This is a genomic window from Streptomyces sp. NPDC041068 (assembly GCF_040647455.1).
Classification (GTDB): domain Bacteria; phylum Actinomycetota; class Actinomycetes; order Streptomycetales; family Streptomycetaceae; genus Streptomyces.
The window spans coordinates 361,185-379,899 of the sequence record NZ_JBEZCG010000009.1 but is presented as its reverse complement, the minus strand read 5'-3'; the positions used below and the strand labels follow the sequence as shown (position 1 = coordinate 379,899).

The window sequence follows — 18,715 nt, the reverse complement described above, 5'->3', positions numbered from 1 at the left end:
TGACTCAGCTGCCGCTGGAGGCGCGGCCGCGCAGCGCGGCACGGCGGGCGCCCGCGCGGCGGCGGGCGGACGCGACCACCTCGGGGGTGGCGCCGCTCTCCTCGTCGAGCCAGCGGGCGAGGGAGGAGATGTCACGGAAGCTGAACAGGTCGGGCACGCGGACGCGGCGGTCGAACCGCCGGGTCATCAGCCGGGCGAGGCGCACGAGCAGCAGCGAGTCGCCGCCCAGGTCGTAGAAGGCGGCCCGGACGTCGATGCCCGCCGGTTCGAGGCCGAGCAGCTGGCCCCAGATCTCCGACACCGCCACCTCGGTGGGTGTACTGGCGGCCGTCAGGGGCGCGTCGGAGTCGGCGGCCGGCGGCTCGGGTAGCGCGGCCCGGTCGAGCTTCCCGCCCGGTGCCAACGGCAGCGCGGGCAGGAACACGATCGTGCCCGGCACCATGTAGTCGGGCAGCTCGGTGGCGAGCTTGCCGTTGATGGTGCTCTGCAGCGCGGCGTCCACCCGGGTGCCCTCCGGGGTCTCGCCCTCGGGCACGACGTAGCCGATGAGCCGGTTGCCCCGTACGACGGCGGCGGCTTCCCGCACCTCGGGGCAGGCGGTGAGCCGGGCCTCGACCTCCTCCAGCTCGATGCGGTAGCCGCGCAGCTTGACCTGGTGGTCCGTGCGACCGCCGAACTGGAGTTCTCCGTCGGAGGTGAACGTGACGACATCACCGGTGCGGTACATGCGCTCGCCGTCGAGGAACGGGTCGGGCACGAACCGTTCGGCCGTGGTGCGGGGCCGGTTGACGTAGCCGTGGGCGAGGCCGACGCCGCCGATGTACAGCTCGCCGGGCACGCCGACGGGCTGCTGCTTCAGGTTCTCGTCGAGCACGTAGGCGCGGGCGTGGGACGACGGCGGACCGATCGTCGGCTCGTCGGTCCCGTCCTGCGGCACGAGTCCGTACGAGCAGAAGACGGTTCCCTCGGTGGGGCCGTACGCGTTGAAGACCCGGTCGGCGTTGGTCTCGCGGTAGGCCCGGTCCACCAGCTTGCGCCGCAGGGGCTCGCCGCCGAACACGACGGTGCGTACGTTCGGCGGCAGATACCCGGCGTCCAGCAGGCCGTTCATCACCGACGGGATGACGTTGAGGTGGGTGACCTTGTCGACGTACTGGCTCTCCGGCAGGTGGACTGCGCTCTCCACGAGCACGACCGCGCCGCCGCGGCACAGCGCGGCGAAGATCTCCATCACGGACATGTCGAAGCAGACCGAACTCGCGGCGGAGACACCGCTCAGGTCGCAGCCCTCGAAGAGCCGGTCCATCTCGGACAGCATGGCGACGCAGCCGCTGTGGTGGATGGCCACGCCCTTGGGCCGGCCGGTGGAGCCCGACGTGTAGATGATGTACGCGGTGTCGCCGGGCACGACCGGCACGGGCTGCTCGCCGGGCTCGGTCCTCACGCTCTCGTCGAGCACGACCACGGTCGGTCCCGCCGGGCAGTTGGCCCGGGACGCGGGCGTGGTGAGCAGCAGACGGGTCCCGCTGTCCCGGACCATGAACGTCAGCCGCTCGGCGGGGTAGTTGGGGTCCAGGGGTACGTAGCAGGAGCCGGCCCGCAGCGTGGCCAGGATGCCGACGAGCAGGTCGGGTGTGCGCTCGACGCAGATGCCGACCGGGACACCGGGCCCCGCGCCGTCCGCGACGAGCCGCTCGGCCAACACGCGGGAGCGCTCGTCCAGTTCGCCGTAGGTCAGGACGCCGGCGTCGGAGTAGACCGCGGTCGCGTCGGGGTTCTTGACCGCTTGCTCGATGAACTCGGAGTGCAGGGTCTCGGTCACTGGTCCGTCTCCTCGGGGAGGCCGCCGGACGCGATGTCATCGAGGGCCAGGTCGGGTTGGGCGATCGAGTCGAAGAGCACAGTGCGGTAGAGCGCGAGCAGTGCCGTCACGGTCTGCCTTTCCAGATAGCTCGGTTTGTACTGGACGTGTCCCGCGACCTCGCCGTCGATGTCGGCCATCGAGATCTCCAGGTCGAACTTGGCGAGGTGCCTGCGGACCTGGAGCGGTTCGAGCGGCAGGGAGCCCTCGGGCGAGACGGTGTCGCCGACGCCGTGGAAGAGCTTGACGGAGCGGGGGAAGGCGTCCGAGGACAGCCAGTTGACCACCACGTCGAACCACGGGGAGCGGCCCTCGGCCCGCGGCGGCTTCAGCTGGGACGCCAGCAGGTCGAGGGGGTAGTTCATGTGTTCCAGGAGGCCGAGCGAGAAGGCGTGCACCTCGCCCAGCAGGTCGCGGAAGCTGCGGTCACCGGCCGGGTTCGCACGGACGAGCACCGTGTTGAGGTAGTAGCCGATGGCGGATTCCCAGCCGGGCTCGGCGCGTTGGGCGATGGCCGTGGCCAGAACGGCGTCCTCGGTCTTCGCCGCGCGGTTGAGCGTGGCGAAGAACCCGGCGAGGACGACGGTGCTGATCGACACGCCCTCGCGGACCGCGAACTCCCGCAGCAGGCGCGACTCCTCGGCGCTCCAGCGGAACGCGATGTCGCGGCCTTCGTAGGTGACGCCCGGGGGCCGCTCCTTGGTGGACAGGTCGAGGTGCGCGGGCGGGTCGGCCAGCTTCCGCGACCACCAGTCCAGGGCCGCGTCGGCCGCCGGTCCCGCCAGCCACTGCCGCTCCCACTCGACGAACTCCGTGTACGGGGCGACCGGCTCGACCTCGGCGGGGTCGGCGCCCTCGTAGAACTCCTGGAGTTCGCGGATCATCACGTCGGCCGACGCCGCGTCCGAGGCGATGTGGTGGACGAGCACCAGCAGGTAGTGGTCGGCCGGGCCGCGCGTCATGAGGACGACCCTCACGAGCGGACCGTTGTCCATGTCGAGCGGCAGGTGCCCGAGCCGCGCCAGTTCCTCGCGGGCCTCTTCGTCGTCCAGGTCCGTGCTGTCGACCACCCGGAAGTCGTACTCCGGCTCGTCCAGGACGACTTGGTAGGGACGGCCTCCGGCCTCCACGAAGATCGTGCGGAGCGCGGGATGCCGGTCCATCACGGCCCCCACGGCACGGTCGAGCGCCTTCTCGTCGACCTCGGCCCTGATGCGGGCCGCGACCATGAAGTTGTAGGGCACGGCGTCCGGCGAGACCATCTGCATGAACCACAGCGAGGCCTGGCCGTGCGAGGCCGGTGCCACTTCGAGGCCGAGCCCTTCGGCGCGCAGCTGCTCCAGCGCCGGGGCGTCGGTGGGGTCGATGAGCCCGCGGGCGTCCAGCTCCTCCACCAGCTCCTCGGCGTCCAGTTCGGACAGATCGTCGAGGAAGGACCGCACGGGCTCGGCCTCGGGCGCGGGCTCGACCGCGGCCCTGGGCTCCGGCTTCACCACCGCGACGGGCTTCGGCCGCGCGGCCGGGGGAGCGGAGGAGGGAGCGGAGGAGGAAGGGGAGGCGGGAGCGGCGGGACCGCCGGTGATCTCGACGAAGTGCGCGACGACCTCGGCTATCGTCCGGCCGTCCAGGAAGACGACCGGCGACACCCGCTGCCCGAACAGCGCCTGCATCCTGTTGACCAGGCGGATCGCCAGCATCGAGTCCAAGCCGAACTCGCGCAGCCCCGCGCCGGCGTCGAACCTGCTCGCCGGTACGCCCAGCGCGTCGGCGAGTTCGGCGAGGACGATCTCCTCGACCGACCTGTTGTCCCGCTCCGCGGGCCGGTCCTCCAACGGCGCGACCGCGGCTTCGGCCACGGCTGCCGTCGTGGTCGAGGTCGTGGTCGTGGCGAGGGCGGGCGCGAGGGCCTGCGCGGCCTCGCGACGCGGCGTCGGCGTGGTGTCCAGCCAGTAGCGGTCCTTCTGCCACTGCACGAGCGGGGTCTCCACGACCTCGACGTCATCGGCGTACAACGAGTCGAAGGTCAGCGGAAGGCCCCTGACGTACAGGGAAGCGGCGGCCCCCAGCAGACAGCGGACGTCGCTCTCGCCCCGCCGCAGGGAGTTGATCGCGTGCACCTGGGCACCGCGGGTCAGCGCGATCTCCTCGACCGCGCCGCGCAGCGTCTCGTGCGGGCCGATCTCGATGAAGGTGGAGACGCCGTCCTCGACCAAGGCGCCGATGGTCTCGGCGAACCGCACCTGGTTGCGCAGGTTGTGCACCCAGTACTCGACGTCGGCGACCGGGTTCACCGTGTCGGCAAGGGCCGTGGAACGGAACTCGACGGTGTTCGTCAGCGGCGTGATCCCGTCGATGCTCTCGCGCAGCGGCTCGATCAGCGGGTCCATGCCGGGGCTGTGCACCGGCCGCTCCACGCGGATCCGGCGGGTCGAGATCCCCTCCCGTCGGAGGTCGGCCTCCAGGGCGTCGACGGCCTCGGGCGAGCCGGAGACCGCCGCGCTGGTGGGGCTGTTGACCACAGCGATCGCCGCGTGCTCGGCGTACGGCGCGAGCCTGGGCAGGAGTTCGTCCTCCGGCAGGTCGACCGAGATCATGGCGCCGGGCGCCGCCTTGCGTTCGAGCAGGTGCGAGCGGGCGACCACGACGCGGGCGGCGTCCTGAAGGGACAGCGACCCCGCGACGCAGGCCGCCGCGACCTCGCCCAGGCTGTGCCCGACGACGGCGGTCGGCCGGACGCCGAGTTCGAGCCAGACCTTCGCCAGCGAGACCTGCAGGGCGAACAGCACCGGCTGCTGGAAGTCCATCTCCTCGTACCTGGCCTCGTCGGCCGGGGCCGCGAGCTGGTCGAGCACCGAGCAGCCGCCCGCCGCGCGCACCGCGGCGTCGCAGGCGTTCATCCACGTACGGAATCCGGTGTGCGAGCGAAGGAGCTCCCGGCCCATGCCCACCCACTGCGTTCCGCCGCCGGAGAACACCAGCGCGACGCGTCGGTCGACGCTGCCGGAGACCGTGCCCGTGACGACGTCGGGGTGCGGCTGCCCCGCGGCGACCCGGGCGAGTCCGTCCAGGACGTCCTGGCGGTTGCGGGCGAACAGCGCGATCCGGTGGTTGTGGTGGGTGCGCCTGGCCGCGAGCGTGTACGAGAGGTCGGAGATCCGCAGGCCCGGGTCGCGCTCGACGTGGTTGGACAGTTCGCGGCAGGTGTCGGTCAGCGCGTCCGCCGTGCGCGCCGTGACGGGGACGAGGTGCACCTGCTCGTCGGCCGCGACGCCGCCCTGGCTCGGGGCGACGTGCCGTCCTCGGTCGCCCGCGAGGAACGGGCCGTGGGTGACGGTGAGTCCGGCGGTGTACAGCGCGCCGAGCGAGCCGAGCAGGGTGGAGGCCTCGTCGGCGCCGCGGCGCAGCGAGGGCAGGGTGGTCGCGTCGAGGATCTCCGACACGGACTTGAGCAGGACGGGGTGCGGGCTGAGCTCGATCACCGCGTCGACGTCGTGGTCGCGCAGGTTCGTCAGGGCGTCGACCACCCGGATCTCCTGGCGCAGGTTGTTCGCCCAGTAGTCGGGGTCGAGCTCGGAGCCGTCGACGAGTTCGCCGGTGACCGTCGAGATCATCGGGATGCGTGCGGTGCGCGGCTTGATCCCGTCGAGTTCGACCTTCAGCGGGGCCAGGACGTGGTCGACCAGCGGCGAGTGCGGGGCATGGCCCATCCGCACGCGGTGGTTGGTGATGCCCGCGTCGGTCAGCCGCTGGACGAGGTCGTCGATCTCCTGCGGGGTGCCGGTGACCAGGGTGGAGCCGAGGCCGTTGCGGCCGGACACGGTGAGCTGCCCGGTCAGGTGCGGCTCGACCTCGGCCGCGGGGGTCATGACCACGATGCCCTCGCCGCGTCCCACGGCCAGTTGCTGGAGGAGCCGGCCGTGGTGGGCGGCCAGGCGCGACGCGTCGTCGAAGTCGAGCGCTCCGGCGATGTGCGACGCGGCGAACTCGCCGACGCTCTGCCCCAGGACGACGTCCGGCTCGACGCCCAGCGAGCGCCAGGCCTCGGCCAGCGCGACCTGGAGGGAGAACAGCAGTGGCTGGAAGACGTCCATGTCGTCGATGCGGCCCTCGGGGTCGAGCAGCTGCTCGACGAGCGAGAAGCCGAGGAGCTCCCGCATCCGCTGGTCGGACCTCATCATGGACCGGCGGAACACCGGCATGCCGGCGAGCAGTTGCCTGCCCATGCCGACCCACTGGGAGCCGTTGCCGGAGAACAGGAACGCCACCCGGGGCCTGCGTCCGGTGATCTCGCCCGCGCTCAGTCCGGCGGCCGTCCCACCGGCGACGAAGGCGTCCAGCTGCGTCCTGAGTTCGGCCATGTCGCGGGCGGCGGCCGCGAGCCGGAAGGTGCCGTCGCCGGGCGCCTTGGCGCAGAGCGCGCGCAGGTCGTCCTCGTCCCGCAGCGCCCTGGCCCGCTCGGCGAGGGCCTCGCGGGAGTCCGCGGCGAGCAGGAGCAACGAGCTCTCGGGGCGCGGCAGTTCCTCGACGGCGACGTGACAGATCGCGCCGCCGAAGCCGAACGAGCTGACGCCGCCGCGGCGCGCGTCGGACCGCCGGGGCCACGGCGCAAGCCGGTCCTGGACGGTGAGGTTGTACTCGTCGAACATGATCTGCGGGTTCGGCGCGGTGTAGTGCAGGCTCGGCGGCAGCACGCCGTTGCGCATGGACATCGCGAGCTTGACCAGGCCGACGATGCCGGCGGCGGCCTCCAGGTGCCCGACGTTGGACTTGACCGAACCGAGCCGCAGCGGCTCGGCGCGGTCGCCGCCGAGGACCGCGCCGATGGCGTTGGCCTCGATCGGGTCGCCGAGGGGGGTCGCGGAGCCGTGGCACTCGATGTAGTCCACCAAGTGCGGTGCGATTCCCGCCCGTTGGTAGGCGGTGCGGAGCATCTTCTCCTGCGCCTGCGGGTTGGGCGCGGTCATACCGTTGCTCAGGCCGTCGTTGTTGGAGGAGCTGCCCTTGATCAGGCAGTACACCGGCAGATCACGCTCCAGCGCCACGCTCAGCGGGGCGAGCGCGACGACACCGGCGCCCTCACCGCGTACGTAGCCGTTGGCGCGGGCGTCGAACGACTTGCAGCGGCCGTCCGGGGCGAGCGCGCCCATCGCGTCCATGGCCGTGTAGTAGTCGGAGACGAAGCTCAGGTTCACGCCGCCGGCGAGCACCAGATCGCTCTCGCCCAGCCAGATCGACTGGCATCCCACGTGTACGGAGACCAGCGACCCGGCGCAGGCGGCGTCGATGGCCATGCTCGGGCCCTGCAGGCCGAGGATGTAGGAGACGCGGTTGGCGATGATGCCGTCGTGCATGCCGGTCGCGGTGTGCGGGGTGATCTGGCTGTCGGGGCCGCGGTAGTGCGCGAGGGCCGCGTAGTCGCCCCAGCAGGAGGCCATGAAGACGCCGGTGTCGCTGCCGACGAGGCTGTCGGGTGCGACCCCCGCGTCCTCCAGGGCCTCCCAGCACAGCTCCAGGATCAGGCGCTGCTGCGGGTCCATCTGGACGGCTTCGCGGGGGGAGATGCCGAAGAAGAGCGGGTCGAACTGGTCGATGCCGTCGATGAATCCGCCCCACCGCACCCGGCCGCCCAGGAGCTCGCGCCGCGCGGCGGGCACGGGGCCCACGGCGTCGCGGCCCTCGGAAAGGAGCTGCCAGAACGTCGCCGGGTCGGGTCCGCCGGGGAAGCGGCAGCCGATGCCCACGATCGCGACGGGTTCGTGTGTTCCCGTCCCTGTTCCCGTACGACGACGATCGCTGCTCGGCGCCGGGTCCTGAGCGCCCCCCGGACCGTCGGTGAGCGCGCGGGACAGCTCGTCGACGGTGGGGTACTGCCACATCCAGGTGACGGGGACTTTCCAGCCGAGGAATTCCGAGAGCGAGGCGGCCAGAGTCGCCGCCTTCAGCGAGTCCATGCCGTATCGGTGCATCGGTGCCCAGCGATCCACCGTGTCCTTGGATACATCAAGGAGGTCGACAACACGAGACAACAAGAAGTCTGTTATGGCATGCGAATCTCGTGCTGTGCGCTCTTGGGGCATTGCAGCTCCTCAACAGGGCGGATGGAATGAAGTGGCAGAGTTTGCGGCACGGCTGATTAAGGACCCGGAAACTTCCGGGCAGATCTCTTCAGGACAGCTCTGCAATAACGGCGGAATCGAGGCGTCCGCGGCGCGCACGCAGAATGGACGGTGAATCAGCGCTCAGGCGCCGGGAAAGGGCGACGGTTCATCACACGGAAGCTTCGCTTCTACGTGTCGAGTGCCGCAGTGGAGCCAGGCGTGCGGAAGCCCCTGTCAGGGGTGAAGGCGTGGCTCTAGGAGAACTAGTACGTGCACTGCGACCCGAACCCCCGTTAAGTCGTCCTGGCTGAACCAGACCACAGAGTGCCATCCAGTGAATGGTGAAACAAGTGCGCCCCGTTGGCCGGAACACGCAGTGGCGTGATCTGGACCCCGAAGTGACTGATTCGCGCTCTCTGCTCTCGCAATGGCCGCAAGGCGGTTCGGACGTCATGGTCAACTAGGGGCAGCCATGTTCAACACGGGTCAATTCCGGCGCACTTCGGCAGGCAATCCATTAGCGATTCTTTGGTGGCCTGGACAAGGGGCGAGTGGGCACTGCAAGCTGCTCGTCATGAAAATCTTGGACCATGGGGCGTCGCATGCCGACGCCTGCCCCGGCATGCCTTTAGCAATTGTTGGTGAAGTGTTCGCCCGATTATGGCTCGGCATGGTTGACACGGTCGAAGGCACGTTCTCCGGGAGGTCCGCATGACCAGCACCGAGGTGAGGGCGCCACAGAGGCCGGGCCTGGCGCTCGGGGTCCTCGCGGGAGCGCTCGCGCTGGACGTGAGCGGCCTCGGGGTGCTCAACGCCGCCCTGCCGTCCGTCGGTGAGCGTTTCGACCTGGACGACACCACGCTCCAGTGGGTCATGACCGCGTACGCCGTCACGTTCGCGGGATTCCTTCTGGTGGGCGGCCGCCTGGCCGATGTGCTCGGCAGGCGGCGGGTGTTCGAGGCCGGTGTCGCCCTGTTCACGGTGGCCGCGCTGGTCGGAGCCCTGGCGCCGGACACCTGGGTGCTGCTCGCCGCGCGGGCGGTCCAGGGCATCGGCGCCGCCCTGTCGGGCCCGGCCGCGCTCGCCCTGCTGACAGAGGTCTTTCCGGCCGGTCCCGCGCGCAACAGGGCCCTCAGCGTGTACGCGGCGGTCGGCGCCGCGAGCTTCAGCGGCGGGGTCCTGCTGGGTGGCGTGCTGACCCAACTCATGGGCTGGCGCTCGGTGTTGTGGTTCTCGGTGATCCTGGGCCTCGCCGTGGTCGCCGCGACACGCGCGGGACTGCCCGACGGTGTCGGACGCGGCGGCCGTATCGACCTGCCCGGCGCGGTGTCGGGCACGATCGGCCTGACGCTGCTGGTCGTCGGCGCGAGCAGCGACGGCACGGTGGCGTGGAGCGCGCTCGGCGTCGCGGTGGTCTTCCTGGTCGTCTTCGTCGTGCACGAGAACCGCACCGCGGACCCGGTCCTGCCGCTCGGCCTCTTCCGCCTCTCGTCGGTACGGGCCGCGAGCCTGGCGGCGTTCCTGCAGTACATGGCCTCGGTCGGCATGCTGTTCTTCGCGCCGCTGTATCTGCAGGAGATGCTGAAGTACTCCCCGATGGAGTCCGGCCTCGCGCTGGTACCGATGTCGGCGGCCGTGTTCTTCACCGCCAACTACGGCACGGGACGCCTCCTCGCCAAGTACTCCCCGTACACGCTGATGGCCGTCGGCCTCGTCCTGATCGGCGTGGGAACGGCGCTGTGGATGAGCACACCGCACCAGGGCAACTACCTGCTGCACATCCTGCCCGGCCTGGTGATCAGCGGCATCGGCCAGGGCCTCAACTTCCCCTCGATGACGTCATCGGCGCTCACCGGCGTCGAGCCCGACCGGCACGCGGTCGCCGGAGCGGTGAACGTCGTGGCCCAGCAGATCGGCGCCAGCGTGGGCGTCGCGGTCATGGTCCTGGTGGCGGCGACGAGCAACGACAAACTCACCGGCTACCACTTGGCCTACCTCGTGGCCGGCGTCGCCTGCGTGCTCGGAGCGGCGGTCATCTCCATGGGCCGGGGCCGGGAGCCGAGAGGAAATTCCTGAGGATGTCCGTGACGTTCGCTGTACGTTGTAGAGGCGCGCCGTAGGCGGCCGGGGAGCCGGGATCGTCGCAGCGCGCGCTCCCATCGCCGCGGGTTTCGGTGACCGAAGGTCCGTCGAAGACCCGTGGCTCAGACCCCGTTTCGAGGCCGACCACCGTGTTCCTGACGATCAGCACCACAGGCGCCCCCGACCGCCCCGCGACCGACCTCGGGTTCCTGCTGCACAAGCACCCCGACAACGCGCAGGCGTTCTCCACCTCCCACGGCACCGCGCATGTCCTCTACCCCGAGGCGACCGACGAGCGGTGCACCGCCGCGCTGCTCCTGGAGGTCGACCCCGTGGCGCTCGTGCGGCGCGGCAAGGGGAAGGGCAAGGGGCGCGGCGGCGCGCCCGACGCGGCGCTCGCGCAGTACGTGAACGACCGGCCCTACGCCGCGTCGTCGCTGCTCGCCGTGGCGCTGAGCGCGGTGTTCTCCAGCGCCATGCGCGGCGTCTGCAACGCCCGCCCCGAGCGGGCGGCGCAGCCGTTGCCGCTGTGCGTCGAGATACCCGCGCTGCCCGCGCGCGGCGGCGCCGAGCTGGTGCGGAACCTCTTCGAGCCGCTGGGCTGGACGGCGACGGTGACGCCGGTGCCGCTGGACGAGCAGTTCCCCGAGTGGGGCGACTCGCGGTACGTCCACCTCGTACTGGAGGTGCCCGACGGGAAGCTGACCCTGGGTGAGGCGCTGCGGCACCTCTATGTCCTGCTGCCGGTCCTCGACGACGCCAAGCACTACTGGGTCTCGCAGGACGAGGTCGACAAGTTGCTGCGGGCCGGCGAGGGCTGGCTCGCGGACCACCCGGAGCAGCAGCTCATCACCAGCCGCTATCTGTCGCGCCGCTGGTCCCTGACCCGCGAGGCCAGGGAGCGGCTCGAACTGGTGCGGCTCGCCGACGCCGACGACACGGACGTCGAGGAGATCGACAACGCCGTCGACGAGGAGCAGGACACGGAGGAGAAGCCGGTTCCGCTCGCCGTGCGCCGCCGCGAGGCCATCCTCGCGGCGCTGACCGCGGCGGGCTCCTCGCGCGTGCTCGATCTGGGCTGCGGACAGGGCCAGTTGGTGCAGGCGCTGCTCAAGGACACCCGGTTCACCGAGATCGTCGGGGTCGACGTGTCCGTGCGCGCGCTGACCGTCGCCTCGCGGCGGCTGAAGCTGGACCGCATGGGCGAGCGCCAGGCCGAGCGCGTGACGCTCTTCCAGGGCTCGCTCGCGTACACCGACAAGCGACTCAAGGGGTACGACGCGGCGGTGCTCAGCGAGGTGATCGAGCACCTCGACCTGGAGCGGCTGCCCGCCCTGGAGTACGCGGTGTTCGGCTCCGCCCGGCCCCGCACCGTCCTCGTGACGACGCCGAACGTCGAGTACAACGTCCGCTGGGAGACGCTCCCCGCAGGCCACGCCCGCCACGGCGACCACCGCTTCGAGTGGACGCGCGAGGAGTTCAGGACCTGGGCCCGCCGGGTGGCCGAACGCCATGGGTACGGCGTGGAGTTCACGCCGGTCGGCGACGAGGACCCCGAGGTGGGGCCGCCGACGCAGATGGCGGTCTTCACGCAGCACAGCCAGAACGACAAGAGCAGCAAGAGCAGCAAGAGCAGCAAGAGCAGCAAGAACGACAAGAGCGGCAAGAACGAGAAGCAGGAGGTGCGGGCCGCATGACGAACGACAACACCAAGACCGGCGCCGGCACCGAAGCCCCGTACGAGGGCCGCACCCTCCCCGTCACCGACCTCTCCCTCGTCGTCCTGATCGGTGCCACCGGATCCGGCAAGTCCTCCTTCGCGCGGCGGCACTTCAAGGCCACCGAGGTCATCTCCAGCGACTTCTGCCGCGGCCTCGTCGCCGACGACGAGAACGACCAGAGCGCAAGCCGCGACGCCTTCGACGTGCTGCACTACATCGCGGGCAAGCGCCTGGCCGCGGGCCGCCGCACCGTCGTCGACGCGACCAGCGTGCAGAGCGACAGCCGCAAGCAGCTGATCGAGCTCGCCAGGCAGTACGACGTGCTGCCCATCGCCATCGTGCTCGACGTGCCCGAGGAGATCTGCGCCGCGCGCAACGCCGCGCGCGAGGACCGGGCGGGCATGCCGCGCCGCGTCATCCAGCGCCACCAGCGCGAACTGCGCCGCTCCCTGCGGCACTTGGAGCGCGAGGGCTTCAGGAAGGTGCACGTCCTGCGCGGCGTCGAGGAGGTCGAGGGCGCGCGCATCGTCACGGAGAAGCGCTACAACGACCTCTCCCACCTCACGGGCCCCTTCGACATCATCGGCGACATCCACGGCTGCGCCGCCGAGCTGGAGACCCTGCTCGGCAAGCTCGGCTACGCAGACGGCGCGCACCCCGAAGGGCGTACCGCCGTCTTCGTCGGCGACCTCGTGGACCGCGGCCCCGACACCCCGGGCGTCCTGCGCCGCGTGATGTCCATGGTCGGCTCGGGCAACGCCCTCTGCGTGCCCGGCAACCACGAGAACAAGCTCGGCCGCCACCTCAAGGGCCGCAAGGTCCAGCACACCCACGGCCTGGCCGAGACCATCGAGCAGTTGGCGGGGGAGAGCGAGGAGTTCCGCGACCGGGTACGGGAGTTCGTGGACGGACTCGTCTCGCACTACGTCCTGGACGAGGGCAGGCTGGTCGTCTGCCACGCGGGCCTGCCCGAGAAGTACCACGGCCGCACCTCGGGGCGCGTCCGCTCCCACGCGCTGTACGGCGACACGACCGGCGAGACCGACGAGTTCGGCCTGCCGGTGCGCTACCCGTGGGCGGAGGAGTACCGGGGCAAGGCCGCGGTCGTCTACGGCCACACCCCCGTGCCCACCGCGACCTGGCTGAACAACACCATCTGCCTGGACACCGGCGCCGTCTTCGGCGGCAGGCTCACCGCGCTGCGCTGGCCCGAGCGCGAGCTCGTCGACGTACCGGCGGAGCAGGTCTGGTACGAGCCCACCAGGCCGCTGCGCACCGAGGCGCCGGGCGGCCACGACGGACGGCCGCTCGACCTGACCGACGTGCACGGCCGCCGCGTGGTGGAGACCCGACACGCGGGCCGCGTCGCCGTGCGCGAGGAGAACGCGGCGGCGGCCCTGGAGGTCATGAGCCGCTTCGCCGTCGACCCGCGCCTGCTGCCGTACCTGCCGCCGACGATGGCACCGACCGCCACGTCGCAGCGCGAGGGCTACCTGGAACACCCGGAGGAGGCCTTCGCGGCGTACGCGTCCGACGGCGTCGCCCGCGTCGTGTGCGAGGAGAAGCACATGGGCTCGCGCGCGGTGGCCCTGGTCTGCCGCGACGCGGACGTGGCCCGTGAGCGCTTCGGGGTCGACGGACCGACCGGCTCCCTCTACACCCGTACCGGCCGCCCCTTCTTCGACGATCAGGCCGTCACCGAGGAGATACTCGACCGCCTGCGCACCGCCGTCACCGATGCGAACCTGTGGGCGGAGCTCGAGACGGACTGGCTGCTGCTCGACGCGGAGTTGATGCCGTGGTCGCTCAAGGCCTCCGGCCTGCTCCGTACGCAGTACGCGGCCGTGGGCGCCGCCTCCGGAGCCGTCTTCCCCGGCGCGCTCGCCGCCCTGGAAGCCGCGGCGGCGCGCGGCGTGGACACCCGGGACCTCCTGGCCAGGCAGCGCGAACGCGCGGTGGACGCCGCCGCGTTCACCGACGCCTACCGCCGCTACTGCTGGCCGACGGACGGCCTCGAAGGCGTGCGTCTCGCGCCGTTCCAGATCCTGGCCGTCCAGGGCCGCAGCCTCGCCGCGCTCCCGCACGACGAGCAACTGGCCCTGATCGACCGCATGGTGGAGCACGACGCCACGGGTCTGCTGCAGACCACCCGCCGTCTCTACGTCGACACGGGCGACGCGGAGTCGGTCCGCGCCGGCGTCGACTGGTGGCTGGAGATGACCAGCCGCGGCGGCGAAGGCATGGTGGTCAAGCCGGTCGGGGCCCTGGTCAGGAACGAGCAGGGCCGGCTCGTCCAGCCCGGCATCAAGTGCCGCGGCCGGGAGTACCTGCGGATCATCTACGGTCCCGAGTACACGCGGCCCGAGCACCTCGACCGACTGCGCGGCCGCTTCCTCGGCCACAAGCGCTCGCTCGCCACCCGCGAGTACGCGCTCGGCCTGGAGGCGCTCGACCGTCTCGCGGACGGCGAGCCGCTGTGGCGCGTGCACGAGACGGTGTTCGCGGTGCTCGCCCTGGAGTCGGAGCCGGTCGACCCGAGGCTTTGACCACACCGCGGCATTGACCGCGCGTAGGCCGTCCGGCCGGGGAAAGATGGACCCATGGGATTCCATGTCGACTCCGAGGCCGGGCGGCTGCGCCGCGTCATCCTGCACCGCCCCGATCTGGAACTGAAGCGACTGACGCCGAGCAACAAGGACGCTCTCCTCTTCGACGACGTCCTGTGGGTGCGCAGGGCCAGACAGGAGCACGACGGATTCGCGGACGTGCTGCGCGACCGGGGCGTCGCGGTCCACCTCTTCGGCGATCTGCTGACCGAGACCCTGGACGTGCCGTCGGCCCGCAACCTCGTCCTCGACCGGGTCTTCGACGAGAAGGAGTACGGCCCGCTGGCCACCGACCACCTGCGGGCCGCGTTCGAGACGATGCCGTCGACGGAGCTCGCCGAGGCGCTGGTCGGCGGCATGACCAAGCGCGAGTTCCTGGCGAGCCACTCCGAACCGTCCTCGGTGCGCTTCCACTGCATGGACATGGACGACTTCCTGCTCGGCCCGCTGCCCAACCACCTCTTCACCCGCGACACCTCCGCGTGGATCTACGACGGCGTCTCCATCAACGCGATGCGCTGGCCCGCCCGGCAGCGCGAGACGGTGCACTTCGAGGCGATCTACCGGCACCACCCGCTGTTTCGGAACGAGGACTTCAACCTCTGGTCCGAGGGGCAGTCGGACTACCCCTCCACCATCGAGGGCGGCGACGTCCTGGTGATCGGCAGGGGAGCGGTGCTCATCGGCATGAGCGAGCGCACCACGCCCCAGGCCGTCGAGATGCTCGCGCACAAGCTGTTCGCGGCGGGCTCGGCACAGACCATCGTGGCGCTCGACATGCCGAAGCGGCGCGCGTTCATGCATCTCGACACGGTCATGACGATGGTCGACGGCGACACCTTCACGCAGTACGCGGGCCTCGGCATGCTCCGCTCCTACACCATCGAACCGGGCGTCGGGGAGCGGGAGTTGAAGGTCACGGACCATCCGCCGGAGCACATGCACCGGGCCATCGCCGCCGCGCTCGGGATCGACGGCATCCGGGTGCTCACGGCCACCCAGGACGTGCACGCGGCCGAGCGCGAGCAGTGGGACGACGGCTGCAACGTCCTCGCGGTGGAGCCCGGTGTCGTCGTCGCGTACGAAAGGAACGCGACGACCAATACGTACCTCCGGAAACAAGGCATCGAAGTGATCGAGATCCCCGGGAGCGAGCTGGGGCGCGGCCGGGGCGGGCCCCGGTGCATGAGCTGTCCGGTCGAGCGCGCGGCCGTGGGGGGCTGACACCACGGGCTCCGGGCGCCCCCACCTGCGCCTGTATAGAAATGTGGAGGATCGTATATAGTTTCAAGGTCCCCGTATCCGCATCCCAGGAGCGACCATGGCCACAGACCTCACCGGCCGCCACTTCCTCAAGGAGCTGGACTTCACCGCCGAGGAGTTCCGCGGTCTGATCGAGCTGGCCGCCGACCTGAAGGCGGCGAAGAAGGCGGGGAGCGAGACGCAGCGGCTGCGCGGCAAGAACATCGCGCTGATCTTCGAGAAGACCTCGACGCGCACGCGCTGCGCGTTCGAGGTCGCAGCCGCCGACCAGGGCGCCACGACCACCTATCTGGACCCTTCGGGCTCGCAGATGGGCCACAAGGAGTCCGTGAAGGACACGGCGCGGGTGCTCGGCCGGATGTTCGACGGGATCGAGTACCGCGGGGACAGCCAGCCGGGCGTCGAGGAGCTCGCCGCCCACGCGGGCGTGCCCGTCTTCAACGGCCTGACCGACGACTGGCACCCCACCCAGATGCTCGCCGACATCCTCACGATGACCGAGCACACCGCCAAGCCCCTCGCCGAGGTCGCCTACGCCTACCTCGGCGACGCCCGCTTCAACATGGGCAACTCCTACCTGATCACCGGCGCCCTGCTCGGCATGGACGTCCGCATCGTCGCGCCGAAGTCCTACTGGCCCGCCGACGAGGTCGTCGCCAAGGCTCGCGAGATCGCGGAGTCCAGTGGCGCCCGCATCACGCTCACCGAGTCCGTCGAGGAGGGCGTCCGGGGCGCCGACTTCATCGCCACCGACGTCTGGGTCTCCATGGGTGAGCCCAAGGAGGTCTGGGACGAGCGCATAAGAGCCCTGGCTCCGTACGCCGTGACGATGGACGTCCTGCGCGCCACCGGCAACGCCGACGTCAAGTTCCTGCACTGCCTGCCCGCCTACCACGACCTGGGCACCAAGATCGCCCGCGAGATCCACGAGCGGCACGGCCTGACCTCCCTGGAGGTCACCGACGAGGTCTTCGAGTCGGCGCACTCCGTCGTCTTCGACGAGGCCGAGAACCGTCTGCACACCATCAAGGCGGTGCTGGTCGCGACGCTCGCCTGACCGTCGTACGACCTGCCGTACCCGTACATCCAGCACAGACTGGTGGAGCCGGAACACCACACCCGCCCCACCGGCCGCGGCGTACCCCTGCCGCACCCAGCACCACGCACCACCAGAAACGAGAACCACCCCATGAGCCCCACGCGTACCAACGGGCTGCGCATCAAGTCCCCCGACCAGCTCGTCGCCGAATCGGGCGCGGACCTCGAAGGCCACGGCCTCAGGCGCACCATGGGACTCTTCCAGCTCGTGTGCTTCGGCGTCGGCGCGATCGTCGGCACCGGCATCTTCGTCGGTCTGTCCGACTCGGTCGCCGAGGCCGGGCCCGCCGTCGCGGTCTCCTATGTACTCGCGGCCGTGACCTGCATCTTCACCGCGTTCTCGTTCGCCGAGCTGGGGGGCGCGATCCCGGTCTCCGGCAGCTCGTACTCCTTCGCGTACGCCTCGCTGGGGGAGCGCACCGCGTTCCTCGTGGGCTGGTGCCTCCTGCTGGAGTACGGCGTCTCGGTCTCCGCGGTCGCGGTCGGCTGGAGCCAGTATCTGAACGAGCTCCTGAACAGCCTCACCGGCTGGGAGCTGCCCACCGCCCTGTCCGCGGGGCCCGGCGAGGGCGGCGTGGTGAACCTGCCCGCCGTCGTCGTCATCCTGCTCGCCGCCGTGCTCCTGGTGCGCGGCATCCGCGAGAGCGCCCGCGCCACGGCCGCCATGGCGGTGCTGAAGATCGTCATCCTGCTGCTGTTCCTCGCCATCGCGTTCACCGCTTTCCAGGACGGCAACCTCACGCCCTTCGCGGGCGCCGGCGCCTCCGGCATCACCGCGGGCGCCTCGCTCGCCTTCTTCTCCTTCATCGGCTTCGACGCGGTCACCACGGCCGGTGAGGAGGTCAGGAACCCGCGGCGCAACATCCCGCTCGCGATCATGATCTGCATCGGTGTCGTCACGCTGCTGTACGTCGCCGTGGCGCTCGCGGCCATCGGCGCGCTCGGCTCGGACGCCGTCGCCGACAAGCCCGCGGCGCTCTCGCTCATCGTCAACCAGGTCACCGACTCGACCGTCGGCGGCGGCATCATCGCCTTCGGCGCGGTCGTCGCCATCGCGTCCGTCGTGCTCGCCGTGATGTACGGCCAGACCCGCATCCTGATGTCGATGTCCCGCGACGGCCTGATGCCGCGCGTCTTCGAACGCGTCTCCCCGAGGACCGCGACCCCCGTGGCCAACACCTGGATCGTCGCGGCGGTCGTGGCCGTCCCCGCGGCCTTCTCCTCGCTGGACGTCGTCGTCAATCTGACCACCATCGGCACGCTCGCGATCATGGTCGTGGTGAATGTCGCGGTGATCGCGCTGCGCCGCTCGCACCCGGATCTGCGGCGCACCTTCCGGGTGCCGTTCTACCCGGTGAGCCCGGTCCTCGGCGTGGGCTTCTGCCTCTATCTGATCTGGGGCACGGGCTGGTCGACGTGGCTGCAGTTCGCCGTGTTCCTGGTGGTGGGCGCCGTGGTGTACGCGCTCTACGGCCGCGGGCACTCGCGGCTCGGCCGGGGCGAGGGCCTCGTCAGTGCCGGTGCGGGGGCGTCGCGGGAAGCGTGAACCAGACCGCCTTGCCGGACTCGGTGGGGCGGTGGCCGCAGGACGAGCTGAGGGTGCGGATCAGGAGGAGGCCGCGCCCGTGCTCCTGCCAGGGGTCCGGCTCACCGGCCGGGTCCGGGTCGGTGAGATCGCCGGGCGGCAGCGGATTGGAGTCGTGCACCTCGACCTGGCAGCCGGTCGGAAGCAGCTCGATGACCAGCTCTATGGGTCCGCATCCCTCGGTGTGCTCGACGGCGTTGGCGACCAGCTCCGCGGTGAGCAGCTCGGCGGTGTCGGTGTCGGCCGACGACTCGATGTCGTTGAGCGCCGTACGGACCAGGGCACGCGCGATGGGCACGGCCGCCGTGGTGTGCGGCAGCGCGATGCGCCAGGAGGCGGGAGAGGCAGGCTCGTGCAAGGCGGGTCCGTTCAAGGCAGCAGGCGGTCCTGCTTTCAACCGT

General features: G+C 70.8%; 9 protein-coding genes. 6 read left to right on the top strand and 3 right to left on the bottom strand.

Translation table 11 applies throughout. The annotated features are described in order from the left end of the window. Positions 1–4 precede the first annotated feature (4 nt). The gene (locus AB0B50_RS22910; protein ID WP_362334777.1) at positions 5–1,822 is read right to left on the bottom strand and encodes a non-ribosomal peptide synthetase; all 1,818 of its coding nucleotides are present in this window, start codon (positions 1,820–1,822) and stop codon (positions 5–7) included. Then, positions 1,819–7,938: an acyltransferase domain-containing protein gene (locus AB0B50_RS22905; RefSeq protein WP_362334774.1), complete on the bottom strand. Its 6,120-nt coding sequence runs from the start codon at positions 7,936–7,938 to the stop codon at positions 1,819–1,821. Before AB0B50_RS22905 ends, AB0B50_RS22910 begins: the two co-directional genes overlap by 4 nt. 732 nt (positions 7,939–8,670) lie before the next feature. On the opposite strand from AB0B50_RS22905, the gene AB0B50_RS22900 reads away from it, so the two are divergent. The 6 genes from AB0B50_RS22900 (at position 8,671) to AB0B50_RS22875 (ending at position 18,275) form a co-directional block, all read left to right on the top strand. Further along, a complete protein-coding gene (locus AB0B50_RS22900) occupies positions 8,671–10,035 on the top strand; it encodes an MFS transporter (protein WP_362334772.1) in 1,365 nt (454 codons plus the stop codon). A gap of 155 nt (positions 10,036–10,190) precedes the next feature. Beyond that, the gene (locus AB0B50_RS22895; protein WP_362334769.1) at positions 10,191–11,738 is read left to right on the top strand and encodes a 3' terminal RNA ribose 2'-O-methyltransferase Hen1; all 1,548 of its coding nucleotides are present in this window, start codon (positions 10,191–10,193) and stop codon (positions 11,736–11,738) included. Beyond that, positions 11,735–14,308 carry a polynucleotide kinase-phosphatase gene (locus AB0B50_RS22890; protein ID WP_362334766.1) on the top strand — a complete coding sequence of 858 codons (2,574 nt, stop codon included), beginning with the start codon at positions 11,735–11,737 and terminating at the stop codon, positions 14,306–14,308. Before AB0B50_RS22895 ends, AB0B50_RS22890 begins: the two co-directional genes overlap by 4 nt. 54 nt (positions 14,309–14,362) lie before the next feature. Continuing rightward, positions 14,363–15,592, top strand: coding sequence for an arginine deiminase (locus AB0B50_RS22885; RefSeq protein ID WP_362334763.1), 1,230 nt, complete (start codon positions 14,363–14,365; stop codon positions 15,590–15,592). Positions 15,593–15,689: 97 nt separating this feature from the next. Then, a complete protein-coding gene (argF, locus tag AB0B50_RS22880) occupies positions 15,690–16,688 on the top strand; it encodes an ornithine carbamoyltransferase (RefSeq protein ID WP_362334760.1) in 999 nt (332 codons plus the stop codon). Positions 16,689–16,820: 132 nt separating this feature from the next. Further along, complete coding sequence (locus tag AB0B50_RS22875; protein ID WP_362334757.1) at positions 16,821–18,275, top strand: amino acid permease; 1,455 nt, start codon at positions 16,821–16,823, stop codon at positions 18,273–18,275. Here the strand turns inward: AB0B50_RS22875 and AB0B50_RS22870 are convergent. After that, positions 18,241–18,687 carry an ATP-binding protein gene (locus tag AB0B50_RS22870; protein ID WP_362334754.1) on the bottom strand — a complete coding sequence of 149 codons (447 nt, stop codon included), beginning with the start codon at positions 18,685–18,687 and terminating at the stop codon, positions 18,241–18,243. The two genes, AB0B50_RS22875 and AB0B50_RS22870, sit on opposite strands and share 35 nt — an antisense overlap. Positions 18,688–18,715 lie beyond the last annotated feature (28 nt).